The organism is Acetobacter pomorum (genome assembly GCF_002738225.1).
Taxonomy (GTDB): Bacteria; Pseudomonadota; Alphaproteobacteria; order Acetobacterales; family Acetobacteraceae; genus Acetobacter; species Acetobacter pomorum.
Map to the genome: position 1 here is coordinate 64,137 of NZ_PEBQ01000093.1, position 19,239 is coordinate 83,375.

Annotated in this window: 17 protein-coding genes; 10 read left to right on the forward strand and 7 right to left on the reverse strand. The window is 54.8% G+C overall.

Annotation, left to right across the window (positions count from 1 at the left end):
• Nucleotides 1–8 precede the first annotated feature (8 nt).
• On the forward strand, nt 9–443 hold the full coding sequence (crcB, locus tag CSR02_RS06260; RefSeq protein WP_099540955.1) for a fluoride efflux transporter CrcB: 435 nt from the start codon (nt 9–11) through the stop codon (nt 441–443).
• A gap of 128 nt (nt 444–571) precedes the next feature.
• On the opposite strand, the gene CSR02_RS06265 is transcribed toward crcB, so the two are convergent.
• The 3 genes from CSR02_RS06265 to CSR02_RS06275 all read right to left on the reverse strand — a co-directional run bounded on the left by CSR02_RS06265 (nt 572) and on the right by CSR02_RS06275 (nt 2,524).
• A complete protein-coding gene (locus tag CSR02_RS06265; RefSeq protein ID WP_042786869.1) occupies nt 572–955 on the reverse strand; it encodes a VOC family protein in 384 nt (127 codons plus the stop codon).
• 68 nt (nt 956–1,023) lie between these two features.
• Nucleotides 1,024–1,848: a ferritin-like domain-containing protein gene (locus tag CSR02_RS06270; RefSeq protein ID WP_042786868.1), complete on the reverse strand. Its 825-nt coding sequence runs from the start codon at nt 1,846–1,848 to the stop codon at nt 1,024–1,026.
• Nucleotides 1,849–2,083: 235 nt separating this feature from the next.
• Nucleotides 2,084–2,524 carry an acyl-CoA thioesterase gene (locus CSR02_RS06275; protein WP_042787148.1) on the reverse strand — a complete coding sequence of 147 codons (441 nt, stop codon included), beginning with the start codon at nt 2,522–2,524 and terminating at the stop codon, nt 2,084–2,086.
• 329 nt (nt 2,525–2,853) lie between these two features.
• Between CSR02_RS06275 and CSR02_RS06285 the strand changes: the two genes are divergently transcribed.
• The gene (locus tag CSR02_RS06285) at nt 2,854–4,548 is read left to right on the forward strand and encodes a Hint domain-containing protein (RefSeq protein WP_099540957.1); all 1,695 of its coding nucleotides are present in this window, start codon (nt 2,854–2,856) and stop codon (nt 4,546–4,548) included.
• Between the two features lie 110 nt (nt 4,549–4,658).
• Here the strand turns inward: CSR02_RS06285 and CSR02_RS06290 are convergent, their stop codons facing one another.
• From CSR02_RS06290 to CSR02_RS06300, 3 genes are read right to left on the reverse strand one after another with little or no spacing between them, the layout of a single operon-like run.
• Nucleotides 4,659–5,864, reverse strand: coding sequence for an energy transducer TonB (locus CSR02_RS06290; protein WP_099540958.1), 1,206 nt, complete (start codon nt 5,862–5,864; stop codon nt 4,659–4,661).
• Complete coding sequence (locus CSR02_RS06295; protein ID WP_099540959.1) at nt 5,821–6,057, reverse strand: hypothetical protein; 237 nt, start codon at nt 6,055–6,057, stop codon at nt 5,821–5,823. Before CSR02_RS06295 ends, CSR02_RS06290 begins: the two co-directional genes overlap by 44 nt.
• Nucleotides 6,058–6,067: 10 nt before the next feature.
• Nucleotides 6,068–8,170 (reverse strand): M13 family metallopeptidase, encoded by a 2,103-nt coding sequence (locus CSR02_RS06300; RefSeq protein WP_244176843.1) that lies wholly within the window; start codon nt 8,168–8,170, stop codon nt 6,068–6,070.
• A gap of 426 nt (nt 8,171–8,596) precedes the next feature.
• Between CSR02_RS06300 and CSR02_RS06305 the strand changes: the two genes are divergently transcribed.
• On the forward strand, nt 8,597–10,867 hold the full coding sequence (locus CSR02_RS06305; protein ID WP_244176860.1) for a TonB-dependent receptor: 2,271 nt from the start codon (nt 8,597–8,599) through the stop codon (nt 10,865–10,867).
• A gap of 66 nt (nt 10,868–10,933) precedes the next feature.
• Nucleotides 10,934–11,317: a hypothetical protein gene (locus tag CSR02_RS06310; protein WP_099540960.1), complete on the forward strand. Its 384-nt coding sequence runs from the start codon at nt 10,934–10,936 to the stop codon at nt 11,315–11,317.
• Between the two features lie 51 nt (nt 11,318–11,368).
• Here the strand turns inward: CSR02_RS06310 and CSR02_RS06315 are convergent, their stop codons facing one another.
• The gene (locus CSR02_RS06315) at nt 11,369–12,040 is read right to left on the reverse strand and encodes a TetR/AcrR family transcriptional regulator (protein ID WP_042786864.1); all 672 of its coding nucleotides are present in this window, start codon (nt 12,038–12,040) and stop codon (nt 11,369–11,371) included.
• A gap of 256 nt (nt 12,041–12,296) precedes the next feature.
• On the opposite strand from CSR02_RS06315, the gene CSR02_RS06320 reads away from it, so the two are divergent.
• From CSR02_RS06320 to CSR02_RS06345, 6 genes are all read left to right on the forward strand, one after another.
• Nucleotides 12,297–13,868, forward strand: a complete 1,572-nt coding sequence (locus CSR02_RS06320; protein WP_099540961.1) for an acyl CoA:acetate/3-ketoacid CoA transferase — start codon at nt 12,297–12,299, stop codon at nt 13,866–13,868.
• A gap of 42 nt (nt 13,869–13,910) precedes the next feature.
• Nucleotides 13,911–15,170, forward strand: a complete 1,260-nt coding sequence (locus CSR02_RS06325) for a glycerate kinase type-2 family protein (RefSeq protein ID WP_099540962.1) — start codon at nt 13,911–13,913, stop codon at nt 15,168–15,170.
• Nucleotides 15,171–15,307: 137 nt separating this feature from the next.
• Nucleotides 15,308–16,450, forward strand: coding sequence for an acyl-CoA dehydrogenase family protein (locus CSR02_RS06330; RefSeq protein ID WP_099540963.1), 1,143 nt, complete (start codon nt 15,308–15,310; stop codon nt 16,448–16,450).
• A complete protein-coding gene (locus tag CSR02_RS06335) occupies nt 16,447–17,214 on the forward strand; it encodes a 3-ketoacyl-ACP reductase (protein WP_099540964.1) in 768 nt (255 codons plus the stop codon). The genes CSR02_RS06330 and CSR02_RS06335 overlap by 4 nt, the downstream gene beginning before the upstream one ends.
• Nucleotides 17,215–17,216: 2 nt before the next feature.
• On the forward strand, nt 17,217–18,374 hold the full coding sequence (locus CSR02_RS06340) for a dihydrodipicolinate synthase family protein (protein ID WP_099540965.1): 1,158 nt from the start codon (nt 17,217–17,219) through the stop codon (nt 18,372–18,374).
• Nucleotides 18,374–19,231, forward strand: coding sequence for a sugar phosphate isomerase/epimerase family protein (locus CSR02_RS06345; protein ID WP_042788703.1), 858 nt, complete (start codon nt 18,374–18,376; stop codon nt 19,229–19,231). Before CSR02_RS06340 ends, CSR02_RS06345 begins: the two co-directional genes overlap by 1 nt.
• Nucleotides 19,232–19,239: the final 8 nt, after the last annotated feature.

Here is a 19,239-nt window from a genome sequence, read left to right on the forward strand (position 1 = left end):
TTTCCTTTATGTCTTTTTATTCTTGCCTGATTGTTATGCTCGGCGGAGCTTTGGGCACTCTGGCGCGCTATTTTGTTTCTGTTCTAACGGCACCCATCAGCCGGTATATTCCGTGGGGCACCATTATTGGTGTCAACATGGTGGGTTCCTTTGTTATTGGCTTTTTTGGCACGCTTACGCTGGCATCGGGCCGCTACCCGGTATCGGAAACCACACGGCTGTTTGTTATGCTGGGCATATGCGGCGGCTACACCACGTTTTCTTCCTTCAGCCTGCAAACGCTGGATCTTATCCGCGTTGGGGGCTGGGGCCGCGCGTTGGTGAATGTGGTGCTCTCGGTAGTGCTTTCCGTTGGGGCAGTGGCCATGGGGCACATGCTGGCATCACGCATGAACTCTCATGCCATTCTGGTGGCGCAAACCAACACGGAAGAAGAAGTGTAAGGCTTTTCTGCCTTCAAACATCAGGCACAAAAAAGCTGCGGCCCGCAAAACGGAACGCAGCTTTTTTTGTGCGTGCATCCCCCGGCGGAAGGGTGTTCCGCCAAGGGTAAAACACAACGTGCCAAGCCTTAGGCCGGAACCTTGCAGCCAATGCACAGCTTGTTGCCATCCGGGTCACGCAGATAGGCCAGATACAGCGGGCCCATGGGGGTCTGGCGGATGCCGGGCGGGTTTTCAATGGCCTGTCCGCCATTGGCAACGCCAGCCTTGTGCCATGCATCGGCCATGGCTGTTGTGGCGGCTTCCAGCCCAATGGTGCCGCCATTGGCGGGGGTGGCGGGCTTGCCATCGATCGGCTTGGTGACCACAAAACGCTGGCCATGCTTGGCGTAAATCAGGCGGCCATTGGCGTGGACTTCTGAAGGGGGAATATCCATGGCTTCAAAAATGGCATCGTAGAATTTTTTGGAACGGGCAATATCGTTGCTGCCCACCACAATATGCGTAAACATCAGATGTAAATCTCCGTCTGTTATGACGGAGCGAGCTTACGCGCCTCTGCCCAGGAGGGAAAGCGCGCCTAGCTTATGCCCGCAATGCGCGCAAACTTGCGCTGGCGGCTAAAAAACAGTTTTTCTGCAATCCAGAACACAACGCTCTGCCATTTGCCGTGGGGGGTAACGCCAATGGTTTTGAACACCATGTTGGTAACCCGCCGCAGATGCTGGGGCTTATAGTTCTTCATGGCGCGAGACATATACGCCGCTATGCAGCGCGTGTGGTCATAGGGCATATTCGCCGGTTCATTGGTGGTGTGGTAGGCGGATGCCAGCTCATCATCCTCGCTTTCCGTCACGCGGCCAAGGGCAATGCGCGCGCGTTGCAGGGTGCCTATGTTTTCGCGCTCCAGATAGCGGTTCATGTGGTCATAAAACAGTTTGAAGTGGCGGAACTCATCCGCCGCAATCTGCTTGCATAGGGCCTTTAGCACAGGTTCTTCCGTGGCATCGGCCAGTGCGGAATAAAAGGAGGAGGTGCCGGTTTCCACCATACATCGGGCAATCAGCTCCCCCGTGCGAGACCCGCGGACAGATTGCTCCACTTCCAGCGGAATATGGTAGAAATCCCGGTAACGCTCAAAGGCGGCGTGATAATCCCACGTGGGGTCTGCCAGCATGGCCCAGCGGCCCAGTGCATCCCCATGCTGCACTTCCTCTATGGCCCAGTGGTCTGCGGCTTCCCGAAAGTCCGGGTCATCGCGGAACACATTGTTCAGATACAGTGCGTAGTCCACGCTATTGCGTTCCACCACCGAAGCCGCCTTGATGGCAGGCACCAGTTGCGGATCTACCTTGGAGGGATCAAACTGATCCCAAGGCAGTTGGTCGATCTGCCAGTGTTTCATAAGCCCGGGCCTCCCTTTCCTGCCTTTATGTGTGCGTATGCGGGCTTTATATGCCGTGTAGGCTGTGTTTGTGCCAGTGCCAGCGCATGAAAAAACCCGTTGGCCGGGTTTCTAGACCATCTGACCATGGCGTGGAAAGCTGAAAAAAAAGGCCCTGCCGCCACATAGCACAAGGCTAGGGTGTGGCAGTAGGGCCATAACGCGGCAGATGGCACAAAAGGTACGAATGTGCGCTCTAGCGTGCGTTGGGGGGTACAATTTCTGGCAGTTCATCACCCGGCTGCGGGGGTGGCAGCTGGCGGGGGCGGCGGTTTTCATCCAGCGCCACAAAAATAAACTCGCCTTCCGTCACCTTGGATGTCAGATGCGTGTGGCGGGCCCGGCGCCATGTTTCAACATGAATGGTGAGCGATGTACGCCCCGCGCGCAAAATGCGGGTGTAGATGCTCACTTCATCCCCCACCATCACGGGTTCCATAAACACAAGGCTGTTAATGGCAATGGTGGCGCACCGGCCATTGGCTCGAAACGCCGCCGTGGTGCCGGCTGCAAGATCCATCTGAGAAACAATCCACCCGCCAAACACGTCTCCCGCCGGGTTGGTGTCTGTGGGCATGGCCACCACGCGGATGGTGGGGATATCGGTTGGGGCTTGGGAATTTTCTGAGCGGGGCATGCAGTGCTGTTCCTTCTGGCCGGTGCCATATGTTTCTGACATGCAGGGAAAACCGCCCTGCATGAAAAGCATTGAAGGCAGGATAGCGCCTAAATATGGCGGGATGCAGCTTCAGTTTTTCGTGATCAATCCTGCCTTGAGGAGAGTGCACAGGTGGCGCGGGCCTTTGTGGGCGTGGGAATAAAGTAAATATTTTTAAAACGTTTATTATTTTCCAAACGTTTACTATTTTTAAATAAATTCAAAATAAAAAAGAAAAGCACCCCACCAAATACTTAACAATTGGTTAACGGGGGCAATTTTATTCCAGATAAAGGGTGCCAATTGCCATGGCCATCAATCTACTTTTTGACCAGGTAATAGATCATTCGGTAGATGATCTGATTAACCTGAACGTTGCCGGTAACATTCTGATTACGCGGGATGCCGATACCCCGCCGGGTGACCCCGTGGTGGTGAACCTGAGCAACATTGCCGATGTGCAAGCACTCAGCAGGATTGTGGTGGAAAACGATGCCACAGCTATAGCTGGGGGTGGCCTGGCCTCTGTTGGGGCTATCAAGAACATTACGGTAGATGGCGGCACGCTGGAACTGGCAGGGAATGTTATTTCCGCCAATGTGCTGAGCTCCATTAACGTTGGGCCGGATGGCGGCAACATCAAGGTAGATAGCTCCGGCATTGGCGTTGGTGTGCTTTCCAACCGGGTGACGTTTGTTGATGCAGATGGCAATGCAACAGATACCATCCCCAGCAACTTTACGGTGGATTTTCCCGATTCCAAATCCGTGGTGGGGTATTATGATCCGCTCAGCAACACAACAACGGTGGGGCTGGATCTGAACATCCTCGATGTGGTTCACCTTTCGGCCGGGCCAAGCATTACAATACGTGGCAACCCGTTTGGGCTGGATTGGGGGGAGTTGAAAACATGGACAAACACCTCCAACCCAGATAGCGGCCATGGTATTCTTATCTGCTATCTGGCAGGCAGCATGATCCGCACCCCCAAGGGTGATGTGGCGGTGGAAGACCTGCATGTGGGCGATAGTGTGCAGGCTTATGTAAACGGCAAGGCAGAGCCCCGCCAGATTGTATGGGCAGGCCATGCGCAGGCCAAGGTAAACCCCGCTCTGCCGGATGATCTGGCCGGATACCCGGTGCGTATTTTAAAAGATGCCATAGCCGATGGCGTGCCCTACAAGGATATGCTGGTAACAGCCGAACACAGCCTGTATTTTGAAGGGCGCTTTGTGCCGGTGCGCATGTTGGTAAATGGCAGCAGCATTTTTTACGATCGCACATTTACCGCCTACACCTACTACCACATAGAAACGCCCGAACATTCCGTTATTATGGCCGATGGTATGCTCAGCGAAAGTTATCTGGATACCGGCAACCGCGCGACCTTCCGCAGCACGGGTGTTGTGGTGGCCAGCATTGGTGGCAAGGTGCGGGATTGGGCTGTTGATGCGGCAGCGCCTTTGTGCACGCAAAAACAGTTTGTAAAGCCACTATATGAGAAAATTGCAAACAGGCACAGCGCCCAAGGCCATGCGGTGGCACAGCCAGCCCCGCGTGATCTGCTGACAAACCCGGATATCTGCCTGCAAACCGAAAGTGGCAAGCGTATCCGCGCCATAAAGGCGCAAAACGGGCATTATACTTTTATGCTGCCCTCCGGCGTGCAGGATGTGCAGATTGTCTCCCGCGCCAGCCGCCCGTGTGATGTGCAGGGCCCGTTTGTAGATGACAGGCGCTACCTTGGGGTGGCCGTAGGCCAGATTACCCTGCGCGATGCCCGGAATGTGCTGGAAATAAAAGCGCATTTGCAAAATGAGAACCTGCCGGGCTGGCATGCGCTGGAGCAGGGCGGCAAAACCCGCTGGACAGATGGCAACGCCACGCTGAAGCTGGATGTACGCCCCGTTTCCGGCATACGGATACTGGGTGTGCAGGTGGTGGCGGCAGGCCCGTATCTGGCATCAGACACACAAGCCCCGCAGCTTGCTAAAAGTGCGTAAGGGGTAACGTTTAAAAAAGGTTAAAAACGGGGTGCTGGCAGCTTTTTTGCACGCCGGCACCCCGTTTTTGGTGTGGGGCATGGCGCGCTGGCCCCGCATATGCGGCCGCTTTAGTTGCGGATGAGCATGTAGTTCACCGTCACATCAAAGTTGATGAACTTGTCTTTCATATCGGGTGGCACGGGCGGCAGTTGCGCGCCATGGAACATGCCCACGGTTGCGGAATCCAGATCGGACGAGCCGGATCCATTGGTGAGGAACACCTTAAACACGCGCCCCGTGCGGTCCAGAATAACATGTACGGAAGAGGGGCCTTCATCCCCCCGTTCCGCCGCTTCTGGCGGATAGTATAGGTGGCGCTGGATCCATTCATCAATTTCCGCCGCGTAATCACTGCTCACACCATGCACTGTGGTGCGCGATGCGTAATGGGCGTTCAGCTCACCATTTTCCACCATCGGGCCAATGGAAAGATCAATGGGCGCGCTGGAGCCACCGGGGCGGCCACGCAGCTTGCGGCGTGGGGCCGGGGCCTCGTTAAAGGACATATCCATCGGGTGGTCCAGCGGGGAAGGCTTGTGGTGGCTGGGCCGTTGTGTGGGCTTGGCGTGCAGTGTGGGGCGCGCAGCTTGCGGCGTTTTGGGCTTGTGGCCCGTAACCGGGTGCGATGGCTTGGTTTCTGTCTTGTTTTCCTCCGGCTTGGGCAGCCCATCATCCGATGGCGGCAGAATAGGGGCGGAGGGTGTTTCCTCTGCCGGAGGTGTGGGCGTGGGTTCGGCCTCTGCGGGGGTGGGCGGTTCGCTGCTGGCCTGTGCGGCGTGTTTGGCCTCGTTCCCGCCGCCAGCATCGGGGGATTGTGCGCCCACCATGCCGCTGGAGGCTTCTGGCTGGGAGAACACCATTTCCACCCCGGCGGATTGCTGTGCGGCATCGGGGGAGCCTTGGGGCTGGTGGTGCGTGGCCTGATACAGCAGGGCGGCCAGCAGCAGAATATGCGCCAAAAACGAGGCCGTAAGCACAGGCCCCAGCGTGGGTTCTGCGTAAATTTCCTTGCGGATCAGCGGGGTGGAGGTGCCGCGCACATTGGCGCCGCGCGTGCGGGGCACGGGCACGGCGGGAAAAAGGCGTGCACGCACATCTTCTGTATCTGGCTGGGATGTGCGGGTGCTTGCGGTGTTTTGGGGCGCGTTTGTGCTGCTGTCGGGCAGCAGCCGGGGTTCCTGTCTGGCAGGATGGCGGGAAGAACTGAACCTGTCGATCATGACCCGCCCGTTATTCTCCACCTGTTCCGCAGGGTTTACGCATACCGGCCCCATGCCAGTGTGATACGTATTGTGTCATGGCTGCTGCTGTGGTGCCAGAGGGAAGTTGCATGAAGTTTGGAGTGGCCGCGCCACCTCCAAAAACGCCCACGCTACAGCCCTGCGGCATGGGCATGAACAAAACGGCAGAAGATCCCCCACCGCAGGGCCATGCAGGCGCACGGGCCATACGGTGCGGGGGTGGCAAACGCGGTGCGTTACCAGATTTTTACGCGCTGATCTGGCGCAAGGTAGAGCTTATCTGTGGGCTGCACCTTCCAGGCATCGTACCAGGCATCAATATTGTGCATGGGCATGTTCACACGTGCCTGCGGTGGGGAATGCGGGTCTGTCACCACCAAGCGGCGGATGGTTTCTTCACGCAGTTTTTCACGCCACACCTGTGCCCAGCCAAGGAACACGCGCTGGTCTCCCGTCAGGCCATCCAGCTCTGGCGCGGGCTTGCCTTTGAGTGCTGCATGGTAGGCATCCAGCGCCAGCGTGAGCCCGCCCAGATCTGCAATGTTTTCCCCCATTGTCAGCTTGCCGTTTACGTGCACACCGGGCAGCACCTCAAACGCATCAAACTGCGCGCCAAGCCGGTCTGCCAGTTTCTGGAACCGGGCGGCATCCTCCTTTGTCCACCAGTCATGCAGGCGGCCATGTTCATCAAACTGGCGGCCTTCATCATCAAAGGAGTGGGTCATTTCATGGCCGATCACGCCGCCAATGGCTCCGTAGTTTACGGCCATATCCGCCTTGGGGTTAAAGAACGGCGGTTGCAGAATGGCGGCCGGGAACACAACCTGATCAAACAGCGGGTTGTTGTAGGCGTTTACGGTCTGGGGTGTCATGTCCCATTCATCACGGTCCACGGGCTGGTCCAGCCGTGCCAGCCAGTAGCGCCATTCATACCCCACGCCGTTGCGGGCATTGCCGTATACATCGCCCTTATGCACTTCAAGGCTGGTGTAATCGCGCCATTTGTTGGGGTAGCCCACCTGAATTTCAAAGTTTTCAAGCTTGCGCAGCGCGGCCTGCTTGGTGGCGGGGCTCATCCACGTATTGTTGCGCAGGCGGATACGGAAGGCATCCTTCAGGTCCGTGGTCAGCTTTTGCATGGTGGTGCGGTTTTCTGGCGGGAAGTAACGCTGCACATATACCTTGCCCAGCGCCATGCCCATGGCGGAGCTGGTGGCCTGCACGCCGCGCTTCCAGCGTGCGGGCAGGGAGGGCTGGCCAGTGAGGGATTTTGTTAGCGCAAAACGTGCCTGCTCAAACCGGTCTGGCAGGTAGGATGTGGCGTTTTCTACCAGATGCACCGCCAGCCATGCGCGCAGTGTGTCCATATCCGTATCGGCCACCACGCGGGCTTCTTCCGTAATGGCGGAGGGTTCGCCCACAATCAGCACGCGCTTGTCCAGCCCCTGTTCGGGCAGGCCCGCCGCTGCCAGCCAGACAGACCATTCAAACCCCGGTGCGTTTTTGGCCAGATCAGCCACCGTCATCGGGTTGTAGGTTTTTTGCGGGTCGCGCAGGGTTTCACGCGCCCAGTGGGCTTTGGCCAGGCGTGTTTCAAACGTTACAATGGCTGTGGCGGCTTTTGCGGGTTCTGGCCAGTCTGCCAGTGTCAGCGCCTTTTCCACATAGGCCTGATAGGCCTTTTTCTTGCTGGCGAATTCCGGCTTTAAGTAATAGTCGCGGTCTGGCAGGCCCAGCCCGGCCTGATCCAGATTGAGCGCATAGCGCGTGGGGTCCTTGGCATCCGGGTTGATGCCCAGAGAGAACGGCGAGAACTGGAAGTTACCAGGGCAGGAGCCCGTAAGGGCCGCCAGATCAGAAGGCGTTTTAATGGCGCGAATGGCGTCCAGATCTTCCTTGAGCGGGCGGGTGCCAAGGCTTTCCACCGCCGCCTCATCCATATAGGAGGCGTAAAACGTGCCCAGCTTTTCTTCAATGCTGCGCGGGTTTTCCACCGGATGGGCGGAAAGATCGTTCAGAATCCCCTGCACCCGTGTGCGGGAAAGCTCGGCCAGCGCGTTAAAGGGGCCATAGCTTGTCATGTCTGCGGGAATTTGCAGATGGTCCAGATAGGTGCCGTTGGCGTAGCGGAAAAAGTCATTCCCCGGTTTTACGCTCAGGTCCCGGCCAGCCAGATCCACCCCCCACGGGCCAAAGCTGGCGGCGGGCTGTGGCGCGGGGGCAGATGGTGTTGCTGCCTGTGCCGGGGCCGGGGCATACTGGCCTAGCGTGCCCGCAACAAGAGTTGCGGAAAGGAGCAAGGCACCACGCAGGGAGAAACGGGAGAGAGATTTGGGCAATGGAGTCTCCGCCTTCTTTTTTCCGGGTCTGATGTGCAGGGGTGGGCCCCTATCCATCTTTATGTATCGGAAACCAAAAATATCGGCCCCATCTTAACCACGGTGCACAGACCTGCCTACCCCGTGTGTGCGGAGGACAAGGCGGGGCTGTATGTGTATGAATTTTTGCAACCATTGTGGTTTGTGCACTTGCATCTTGATCGCATCCACCGCATTAGGGGCACATACACATATATGTTATGCGTTGCGCGTTATGCGGCGGCCCGCAACTGTACAATCAAGGGGTGAAGTGTTATTTCTGGCCGAGCAAAATACAGGCATTACGCAGCCATTTGGCTGGGGCCACGGCAAAGCCATGCCGCGGGGCAGGGTGTGTGCCGTGTTGTGCAATATGTGGGGGTGGTGGCCCTGGGTTTGTGGCCCATTATGGCGCAGGCCGCACCGGTGCAAGCCCCTGTTGCCGCGCCGGCAGCCACGCAACATCTGCCAGCCCATACGCGCATCCATGCGGGCAGCAAAGGGCGGCATGCGGGTGCACCCGCCACGGTAGAGGCGCGCAGCAAGGCATCCGTACAGGTGAACGCCCACCGGTATGACTACATGTTTCAATCTGCCCAGCATGAGCCAGACGCCACCACACATCTGACAGCCGAGTTCCTGCGCAACCGCGATGTGACCACCCTGCGCGGGCTGGAGCACGTGGCCCCCAACTTAACGATGCAGAGCATTAACGGCACGGCCTCCACCAATTTTTATCTGCGTGGTTCCGGGTTTAATGACTTTACCCAGAACAACATGCCCACCGTGCTGACCTATGTGGACGATGTAGCCTACCCCTACGCCGCCATGACAGACGGCATGATGTTTGATCTGGCCAGCGCCAGCGTAACCCCCGGCCCGGTGGGCACGGAGCACGGCCAGTCCACCACGGGTGGGGAAGTGCATTTGCGCACGGCAGACCCAACAGATACGTGGCATTTTGGGGCATCGCAGGATATCGCTTCCTATGCCCGCAGCCGGAGCGAGGCCTATGTTTCTGGCCCATTGGCCAAGGGGCTGGATTTTCGGCTGGCGGGGCAGACACGCCAAGGTGGTGGCTGGCAGCGAGACCCCGAAAATGGTGATCATTTAGGCGATGCCGATTTATGGGCCCTGCGCGGCAAGCTGCGCTGGCGGCCGGATGATAAAACCACCATTCAGCTTGGCGGCCATTTTGTGCAGGACAACAGCGAGGTTGTCACCCCGCAAGCCGTGCACCGCATTATCGGCTCCACTCCGCTGCCCGATTATGGCATGGGCACAGATGCGCAGTGGTCTTCCAATTCCACATTCGACAAGCTGATCGGCCGGCGTGATGGGTTAAAACCCAGTGAGCATAACCAGTACTGGGGTGCGGATGTGCACATCATCCACGATTTCGGGCCGGTGACGTTCACATCCGTCAGCGCGTTTGAAACCGAACGGCGCGGCGAATACACAGATCAGGACGGCACAGCACGGCAGGAGGCCGATACCTACCGCACCATAGATGGCAACGTGTTTACGCAGGAGGCGCGGCTGAATGGTTCTGCCCTTGGTGGGCGGCTGAACTGGGTTGTGGGTGGCTATTATCAGCGCAGCCAGATGAACCAGCGCTTCTTCTTTAACTATACAGACTACGCCGCGCGTGGATACATGATGTCCACCTCCTTCGGGCAGAACCAGCAGAGTGTTTCAGAATTCGGGCATGTCAGCTACCGGCTGCCGCATAACGTCACCATCTGGGCGGGACTTTTGCATGAACTGGATGACCGCAGCATTACGGGCCTGACATCGCAGATATTTGGCGGGGCTACGCATAACTTCCACGCAGAAAGCACGGCCTCCAACCAGTTTGCGGGGCAGGTGGGTGTTTCATGGCAGTTCGTGCCCAATGCCATGCTGTACTATAAAATGAGCAAAGGCTTTAAGCCCGGCGGCTTTACGGCCAACAACACGCAGGTGCAGGCGCAGCTAGACCCCTTCCACCCCGAAACGGTGCTGACATACGAGCTGGGCTTTAAATCAGACCCCATACCCAACCGCCTGCGCATTAACGGTGCGGCGTTTTATAATGATTACCATAACCAGCAGGTTGTGGGCACGGTGCTGATTCCCGATTACGGCCCGTTAAGCGAGATTACAAACGCCCCCAAATCTGAAAGCTGGGGGTTTGAGGCCACGCTGGAGGCCAACCCCATAAGCCGTTTGCACATTATGCAAAATATTGGCTGGCAGCGTGGGGATTTTCAGAACTTCCCCAATGTGGACCGCTCCGCCACCAACGCCTATTATGCCCAGCACGGCACATGGAAGGCGATAGAGCGCAATTTTGCCGGGGTGGATAACGGCTCCCCCAAACTTACCCTGAATGGGGAGGCCATGTGGCGGCAGCCGCTGGGCAACGGCTACCGGCTGGATTTTGGGCCGGATTGGCAATATCGCGGTAGCCAGGCCATTGTGGTGGGTGGCACGGGGTATCAGCGCCTGCCATCATATTTTCTGCTGGGCGCGCATGTGACGTTCCGCCCGCCTTCTGGCAAGTGGGAGGCCACGCTGTACGCCCGCAATATTCTGGACAAACGCTATGCCGAAAGTGGCGGCATGGCCACTACCACGTATTTCTATATTCCCGGTGAGCCGCGCTTTATTGGTGGCCGTGTTTCCTGCGGGTTTTAAGCGTATTTTCCTGTCAGTGAATTTCGCTCAGGTTTTTTGCCATGCCCTCGCGGCGCTGGAGACGATGTGGCTGAAGAATCAGAATTGTTGCGGCAGAAATGGGTTCGGGTGATGGGGGAGTATGTGTGCGATGGACTCTGGCAGCAGGATGGATGCCCGGCCTGTGCGGATGATCTGCCCATTTCAGCAGAGTTGCGGCAGCGGTTGCTGGCATGGGCAGAGCGCTATAATGCGTACGATGTTCCGCCAGAGCCTACAAGCCCGCCATTTGATATGGAAGCATTTGCAACTGAAGGTTTGGCAATAGCCTGTGCCATTAAGGCAGAACTGCCAGACTGGACCGTGATTTATTTTGATGAGCAACAAGTGGATGACACATATCGGGACCAGCCCCGAAGTGACTATGAATATGAGATAAAGCACGATAGCGTTGCGTTCTTACGCCATTAAGCACTGTGTGCCACAACCGCATTGCGGCAGAAAGTATGGAAAGCGGTTGTGTTAAACTGTTTTTTCAACACACAATATCCGTAAGACCGTGTCTATATTAAAGTCCAGACGATCTTGCAGCGCCTTGCGGGAAAGAAAATCACGCTCAAAAATAACAGAGCCCGTATAGCAGTTGGTAAGATAGTAATACCCTATGGATGCAATGGTAATGTTAACCTGCACGGCATCCAGCCCTTTACGGAACACACCCTCTTTGGCGCCTTGGTCAAGAATAGCCTGAATACGGTTTACAAACTTCTGGCTTATGTCACGCAGCACTACAGATTGGCTGATATGGCGCGCCCTGTTCAGGTTTTCGTTGTTAACAAGTGTGATAAATTCGGGGTTTTTCAAATAATAATCCCATGTGAATTTTACAAACTTTATCATCGCCTCCTTGGGCGGAAGTTTTTCAAGATTTAACCGGGCTTCCTGGGAGCGTATATCAATATAGGCCTGTTCAATAATAATCCTGAACAGATTTTCTTTGCTTTCAAAGTAATGGTACAGCATGCGCTTGTTGGCTTGCGCTTCCAGCGCAATGGTATCAACGCGCGCACCTTCCAGCCCATTTTGTGCAAATTCTTTTTTTGCAGCTTCAAGAATACGTTGTCGTGTGGCCTCGGCATCTCGGATACGCGGCCGGGAGGAGGCTGTGCGGCGGGGGGTGGGGGGCTGTGTCAATGGGTGAACCTGTTAGGTGCAGGGAAGGAGCATGATCATATTTAGCTGAGGCCGCGTTTGCTCACAACACTATTCATTTTGGGGCAGTGGCCGGTATCTGGCCAAAATATCACTGTTTATTTTTTATATCATGTGCACCGGCCCCAGATAAAAAAGTCCAGATGACAAAATTGCTCTTGCAAGAAATCCGGATTTCATATTCACTCCACATGTAAGTAACTAGATGGTTATATAATAAAAAAATGGACCAGAATCCATGACAAAAGTTAAAACGGCTGCACAGGCTGTAAGTCTTATAAAAAATGGCGCCACCATTGCGGTAAATTCATCCTCTGGCCTGCTGTGCCCAGATGCTGTGCTGGAAGCTTTGGGCCAGCGCTTTGCAGCAGAAGGTGCCCCCGGCCAGCTTACAACAATTCACCCCATCTGCGCGGGAGATATGTTTGGCACTAAAGGGGTGGACCATATTGCCTATCCGGGCATGATCCGCCGCATTATTGGGGGGTCTTACCCCTCTGGCCCCACCAATGCGGCGCCGCCACTTATTTGGCAGCGTATTCTGGGCGAGAATCTGGCAGCATATAATGTGCCATCTGGCATTATTTTTGACATGCTGCGTGAGGGCGCTGCGTGCAGGCCCGGTGTGCTGACAAAAGTGGGGATTGATACCTTTGCAGACCCACGGCTGGAAGGATGCGCCATGAACGAAACGGCGCGCCAGCAGCCTATTGTGAAAACAATGCAGTTTGAAGGCGAGGAATGGTTGTATTTCTCGGCCCTGAAGCCCGATGTTGCCATTATTCGTGCGAGTACCGCAGATGAAAAGGGTAACCTGACCTTTGAGCAGGAAGGCGCAACCCTGGGCGCTATGGAAATGGCGCTGGCTGCGCATAATAATGGTGGGCTGGTTATTGCCCAGGTGCGCCGTGTTGCAGCCCAGGGCACGCTAAAACCCCATAATGTTAAAGTGCCAGGCATTTTGGTGGATGTGGTGGTGGAAGCGCCAGAGCAGCTTCAAACCACAGCCACATTTTATGATCCCGCCATTTCGGGCGAGATTTTTCGCCCGTTATCCAGTTTTGAGCTTCCGGCATTTGGGCCTGCCAAAGTTATGGCACGGCGCGTGGCGCAAGATTTGCAAAAGGGCTGGGCCGTTAACATAGGTTTTGGCATTTCTGCCAATGTACCGCGTATTCTTTTGGAAGAAGGGCAGCATGGTGCCGTTACGTGGGTGATTGAGCAGGGGGCCGTTGGTGGTGTGCCGTTGCTGGATTTCAAATTTGGGTGTGCCAGTAATGCCGAGGCTTTTGTGGCTTCCCCCCATCAGTTTTCCTATTTTCAGGCCGGTGGTTTTGATTGTTCCTTGCTGTCTTTCCTTGAAATTGGGCAGGATGGCTCCGTGAATGTGAGCCGATTGGCCGCCACGCCGCATCGCACAGCGGGGGCAGGTGGGTTTGTGGATATTACAAGCCGCGCAAAACGGATTATTTTTTCAGGTAATTTTAATGCCGGTGCAAAAATGCACATCGAAAACGGCCAGCTTGTTATAGACAAGGAAGGCAAGATTGCAAAAATTGTGCCTCAGGTTTCTCAGGTCAGTTTTTCTGGCCGTAAAGCTGCGCAAACAGGGCAGGATATTACGTATGTAACAGAACGCTGCGTGATGAAACTCCTTGATGGCAAATTGACAGTTACAGAAATAGCCCCAGGAATTGACTTGCAGCGCGATATTATTGCCCAAGCCTCTGGCACGCTACATGTTGCCCCCAAACTCAAGACAATGGATGCAGCTCTGTTTCATGATGGCCCGATGAGTTTGAAACTCTAACACATTACCGCCCAATAAAAACAAGAAAAGGCGGAAAACGCCATGATACAAGATGATCGTACATGTCTGTCCGCGCTGTTTGATGCCGCTATAGCCGCAGCCAAGCCCGAATATGTGTTGGCAGCACATCTGCCTGAACGCCCCCGTGGCCGCACGGTGGTTATTGGCGCAGGAAAAGGTGCTGCGCACATGGCCGCCGCGTTTGAGGCATTGTGGGATGGGCCGTTGGAAGGCGTGGTGGTCACACGTTATGGAGATACATGCCCTACACGCTCCATCCGTGTAATGGAAGCCGCGCATCCTGTTCCCGATGCCGCAGGCATGGCGGCATCACAGGCATTGTTTGATGCCGTCAAAGACCTTGGGCCGGAAGATCTTGTTGTTGCCCTTGTGTGTGGCGGTGGATCATCACTTTTGCCATGTCCCGCGGGAGATCTGACATTACAGGATGAGATTGCCCTCAACCAGGTTCTACTGGCATCTGGCGCCCCCATTTCTGTTATGAACACGCTGCGCAAACAGGTTTCGGGCATTAAAGGGGGGCGGCTGGCACAGGCTGCATGGCCCGCGCGCGTGGTAACGCTTGTGGTATCCGATGTGCCGGGGGATGACCCCGCACAGGTTGCATCTGGCCCCACAGTGCCTGATTGCTCTGGCCGAGCAGATGCCAGAAATCTTGCCCGGACATGGAAAATTGAGCTGCCACCCAAAATACAGGCATGGCTTGAAAGCGATAAGGAGGAGGCTCCTTTGGCCACAAACCCGGTTTTTAGCCGGAACACTGTGCGCATTGTGGCTTCTGCACATGCTGCGTTGGAAGCCGCAGCTCAATTGGCCCGCCAGAAGGGGCTAACACCTTTTATTCTGTCAGATGCCATGGAAGGTGAGGCGCGAGAAGTGGCAAAAGTGCATGCAGCCTTACTGCGTGAGGTTATTTTGCGTAACCGCCCTTTCCAACGTCCCTGCGTTATTCTTTCTGGTGGAGAAACGACAGTAACCCTGAAGGGAAAAGGCCGCGGCGGCAGAAATACGGAATTTTTGTTGGCGTTGGCCATTGCGGCAGAGGGCCTGCCGTTTACAGCACTGGCCGCAGATACAGATGGCATTGATGGATCAGAAAACAATGCCGGTGCCTTTGCAGATGGCAACACAGCAGCACGCTTGCGAAAGGATGGCTACCTGCCAGCATCTTTGTTGGTAGAGAATGATGCCTATACCGCCTTTAATGCGTTGGGTGACATGTACATAACAGGGCCAACCGGCACAAATATCAATGATTTTCGTGCCATGATTGTACGGTAGAAAAACAACAAATATTTTTAAAGTAATTTGTTCATAAACAGTTTTTTCAAAAAGACTTGATATGCATTTTTGTAAAAACTTCTGGTTTTTGTGTTCGCAATAAGTAACCATCTGGTTATAAAAATAAGGAGTCGGTCATGTTTCTGAATGAAACACAAGAAGAAGTCCGCGCAACAACACGTTCTTTTGTAAATGCCGTTGTGCGTCCGGCCGCAGAGGCTTTAGACCGTGAAGAGCGGTTTCCGGCTGAAATTTATGAAGAAATGGGCAAACTTGGCCTGTTTGGTATTGCTGTTCCAGAAGAATTGGGCGGCCCCGGTTTTGATACACTTACCTATGCCGTGGTGATGGAAGAACTTTCCCGCGGGTATGCCAGTGTGGCAGATCAGTGTGGCCTGGTGGAGCTGATTACAACGTTGCTTGTGCGGCATGGCACGCCAGAACAGCAAAAACTTCTGCCCTCTATCATGTCCATGCAGCAAAAGGTTGCCTACTGTATTACCGAGCCAGAAGCCGGCACGGATGTTTCTGGCATTCGCACCACTGCCGTAAAGGATGGAGAGGGCTGGGTGCTGAATGGTGGAAAAATTTGGATTCATAATGCACCGGTTGCAGATCTGGGCTTTGTACTGGCCCGCACGGATAAGGAGGCAGGCAACCGTGGCATGTCTATCTTTATTGTGGACCTGCACGCAAAAGGTGTAGAGCGCGGGCCAAAGGAACACAAAATGGGGCAGCGTGCCAGCCAGGTGGGCGCGCTGGATTTTCAGGATGTGCGCCTTGGCCCAAATGCGCTGCTGGGAGAGATGAACCGCGGCTTTCATATGATGATGAGCGTGCTGGATAAAGGCCGCGTTGGCATTGCCTCTCTGGCGGTTGGCATTGCACAGGCCGGGCTGGAAGCCGCAGTGGAATATGCAGGCACACGCAAGCAGTTTGGCAAACATATTTCCGAATTTCAGGGCGTGCAGTGGCTTTTGGCGGATATGGCCAAAGATATTGAAGCCGCGCGCCTTCTGGTTTACGCCGCAGCCATGAAAATTGACCACGGGCTGGATGCAACGCGTTCGTGCTCCATGGCCAAATGTTTTGCCGGAGATATGGCCGTGGCGCGCACGGCCGATGCGGTGCAGGTTTTTGGTGGGTCTGGCTATATTCGTGGTTTTGAAGTTGAACGCTTGTATCGTGATGCCAAAATCACCCAGATTTATGAAGGCACAAACCAAATACAGCGCATGATTATTGCGCGCGAACTGCTTAAGAAAGGCGCAACTGCATGACACAGGTTGCGCTTGTTACGGGGGCATCCCGCGGGATCGGCCTTGCCATAGCAGAGGCTCTGGCAAAAAATGGTTTTTCCGTTGCTGTAAACGGTCTGGCAGATGATGCGGAGCTTGCATCTGCCTGCCGGCATCTTTCATCTTTTGGTGTGCCTGTTCTGCCCGTTCCTTTTGATGTTTCAAAAAACAATGATTACCACACCATATTTTCCAGTATTGAAGCCAAGTTAGGGGCGTTGACAACATTGGTCAACAATGCCGGCGTAGGCGTGCTGCATCGTGGAGACCTGTTGGATGTCACGCCAGAAAGCTGGGATCGCTGTTTTGCGGTGAATGCACGTGGCATGTTTTTTCTGTCTCAGGCTTTTGCAAAACATCTTCTTTCACAAACGCGCTTGCAGAATGTCTTTTACGCTCTTGTAAATATTACCTCATCCAATGCTGTGGCGGTGGCAACAGCCCGTTCGGAATATTGTGCCTCCAAGGCTGCGGCTGCAATGGTGTCAAAAGCATTTTCCGTAAGGCTGGGGGCAGAAAATATTGCTGTTTACGATGTGCAGCCCGGCCTGATTGCCACGGAAATGACGCAGCCCGTTATTGCGCAGTATCGGGCACGGGCAGAACAGGGGCTTACCCTGTTTCCCCGTGTGGGCGAACCTGCCGAAATCGGGCGCATTGTGGCCACTCTGGCACGTGGTGATCTCCCTTATACAACTGGTCAGGTTATCTCAGCAGATGCTGGAATGCTTGTGCCCCGCTTTTGAGAATGACCATGAAAATATTTCTTCCCGATAGCAAAGGTGTTAAAACGGCCTATCAGTTAAGTGGCAAATATACACCCGCCAAAAGCCTGCCGGCTAATCCAGCACGTATTGTGTATTCTGCGGCACATGTTACAGCAGATCCTTTCAGCCCCACAGCGCCATCAGGCCCTGCCGCTATTGATTGGCAGGCCACAATGGCTTTTCGCCACCATCTGGCGGGGTTGGGGCTTGGCATTGCCGAGGCAATGGATACCGCACAACGTGGCATGGGGCTGGATTGGCCCAATGCCCTGAAACTGATCAGGCGCACCAGATCGGAACTGCCAGAAGCCCGCGTGGTGAATGGATGCGGCACGGACCATCTGAATCCGGAAAATGCCCGTACAATAGACGATATTGTGCGCGCTTACATGGAACAGGTTGAGGCCATTCAGGCTGTGGGCGCGCGTATTATTCTTATGGCCAGCCGCGCTTTGGTGCGCGTGGCCAACAGCGCAGAGGATTATAAAAAAGTTTATGCCCGCGTGCTGGCCGGGTGTGACCAGCCCGTAATATTGCATTGGCTGGGCAGTGCTTTTGATCCGGCTCTGCATGGATACTGGGGAGAGGAGAACTTTGAAAGCACGCTGGAAACAGTTCTGGAGATTATAGAAAACAACAGCGCAAAAATTGATGGTATTAAAATCTCTCTTCTAGACAAGGAAAAAGAGATTATCATGCGGCGGCGTCTTCCGCATGGTGTAAAAATGTACACTGGGGATGACTTCAATTATCCAGAACTGATAGCGGGGGATGATCAGGGCTATAGCCATGCGCTGCTGGGCATTTTTGACCCTATTGCACCTTTGGCAGCAACGGCCATTACCTGTTTGGGAGAAGGAGATACAAAGGGGTTTCATGCCCTGCTGGACCCTACAGTGCCGCTGGCCCGGCTGATGTTTGAGGCCCCAACACAATATTACAAAACTGGTGTTGTTTTTCTGGCATGGTTAAATGGCTTTCAGAACCATTGCATCATGTTGAATGGGGCACAATCCATGCGCCCCTTATCCTATTTTACAAACATTTTTTGCCATGCTGATAAATGTGGGCTGTTGCAGAAACCTGATCTGGCCGTGCAGCGGATGCGCAACCTGTTGGCGTTATATGGTGCAGACTGATGCGTGATTTCAGCCTTTCAACTGCAGCACTGGCATTAAACACAGCCACACTTGGCCACAATATGCCAGGTGCGGGAGCGGGTTGGTCTGCAGAGCAGACATTGGATGCCTGTGCCCAGCGTGGCATTGGCGGCATTGTGTTCTGGCGGCCAGAAATAGGCACACGTGCAGCCCAGATTGGGCAATATGCACAACAGGTTGGGGTTAAGGTTGTTGGATTATGCCGCGCACCCTTTCTAACCGGGCCACTCTCTTTTCAGGATTCCGGTAAAATCAAGGATGACTTCCGAAAGTCAATTGATGAAACATCTCTGTTAGGTGCAGATGTTTTAACAATTGTTGTCGGCGGCGTAGAGGCAGGCACAAAAGGGGTGCATGAAAGCCTGAAATACGTAACGGAACGTGTGGCAGACGTGCTTGATTATGCCGCAAGCAACGGTGTTCGTCTTGCTCTGGAACCTTTGCACCCCATGTATGGGGGAGACCGGTCATGCCTGACCACAACGCGTGATGCGCTTGATATATGTGACGCGCTTGCCTCTGCATGGCTAGGTGTGGCGATTGATGTGTATCATGTCTGGTGGGATACAGATTTGCCACGGCAGTTAAGGCGTGCACAAGGCCGTATTTTTGGTTTTCATCTGTGTGACTGGTTAGCCCATACAACAGATTTTTTGCTTGATCGTGGCATGATGGGAGACGGCGTGGCAGACATTAAAAGCCTGCGCGCATGTGTTGAATCTGCCGGATATGATGGTTTTTGTGAAGTTGAGGTTTTTTCTGCACAAAACTGGTGGAAACGAGACCCCGCAGACGTGCTTGATATCATGGTGGAACGTTTCCGGACAGTATGCTGAAGCCTGGA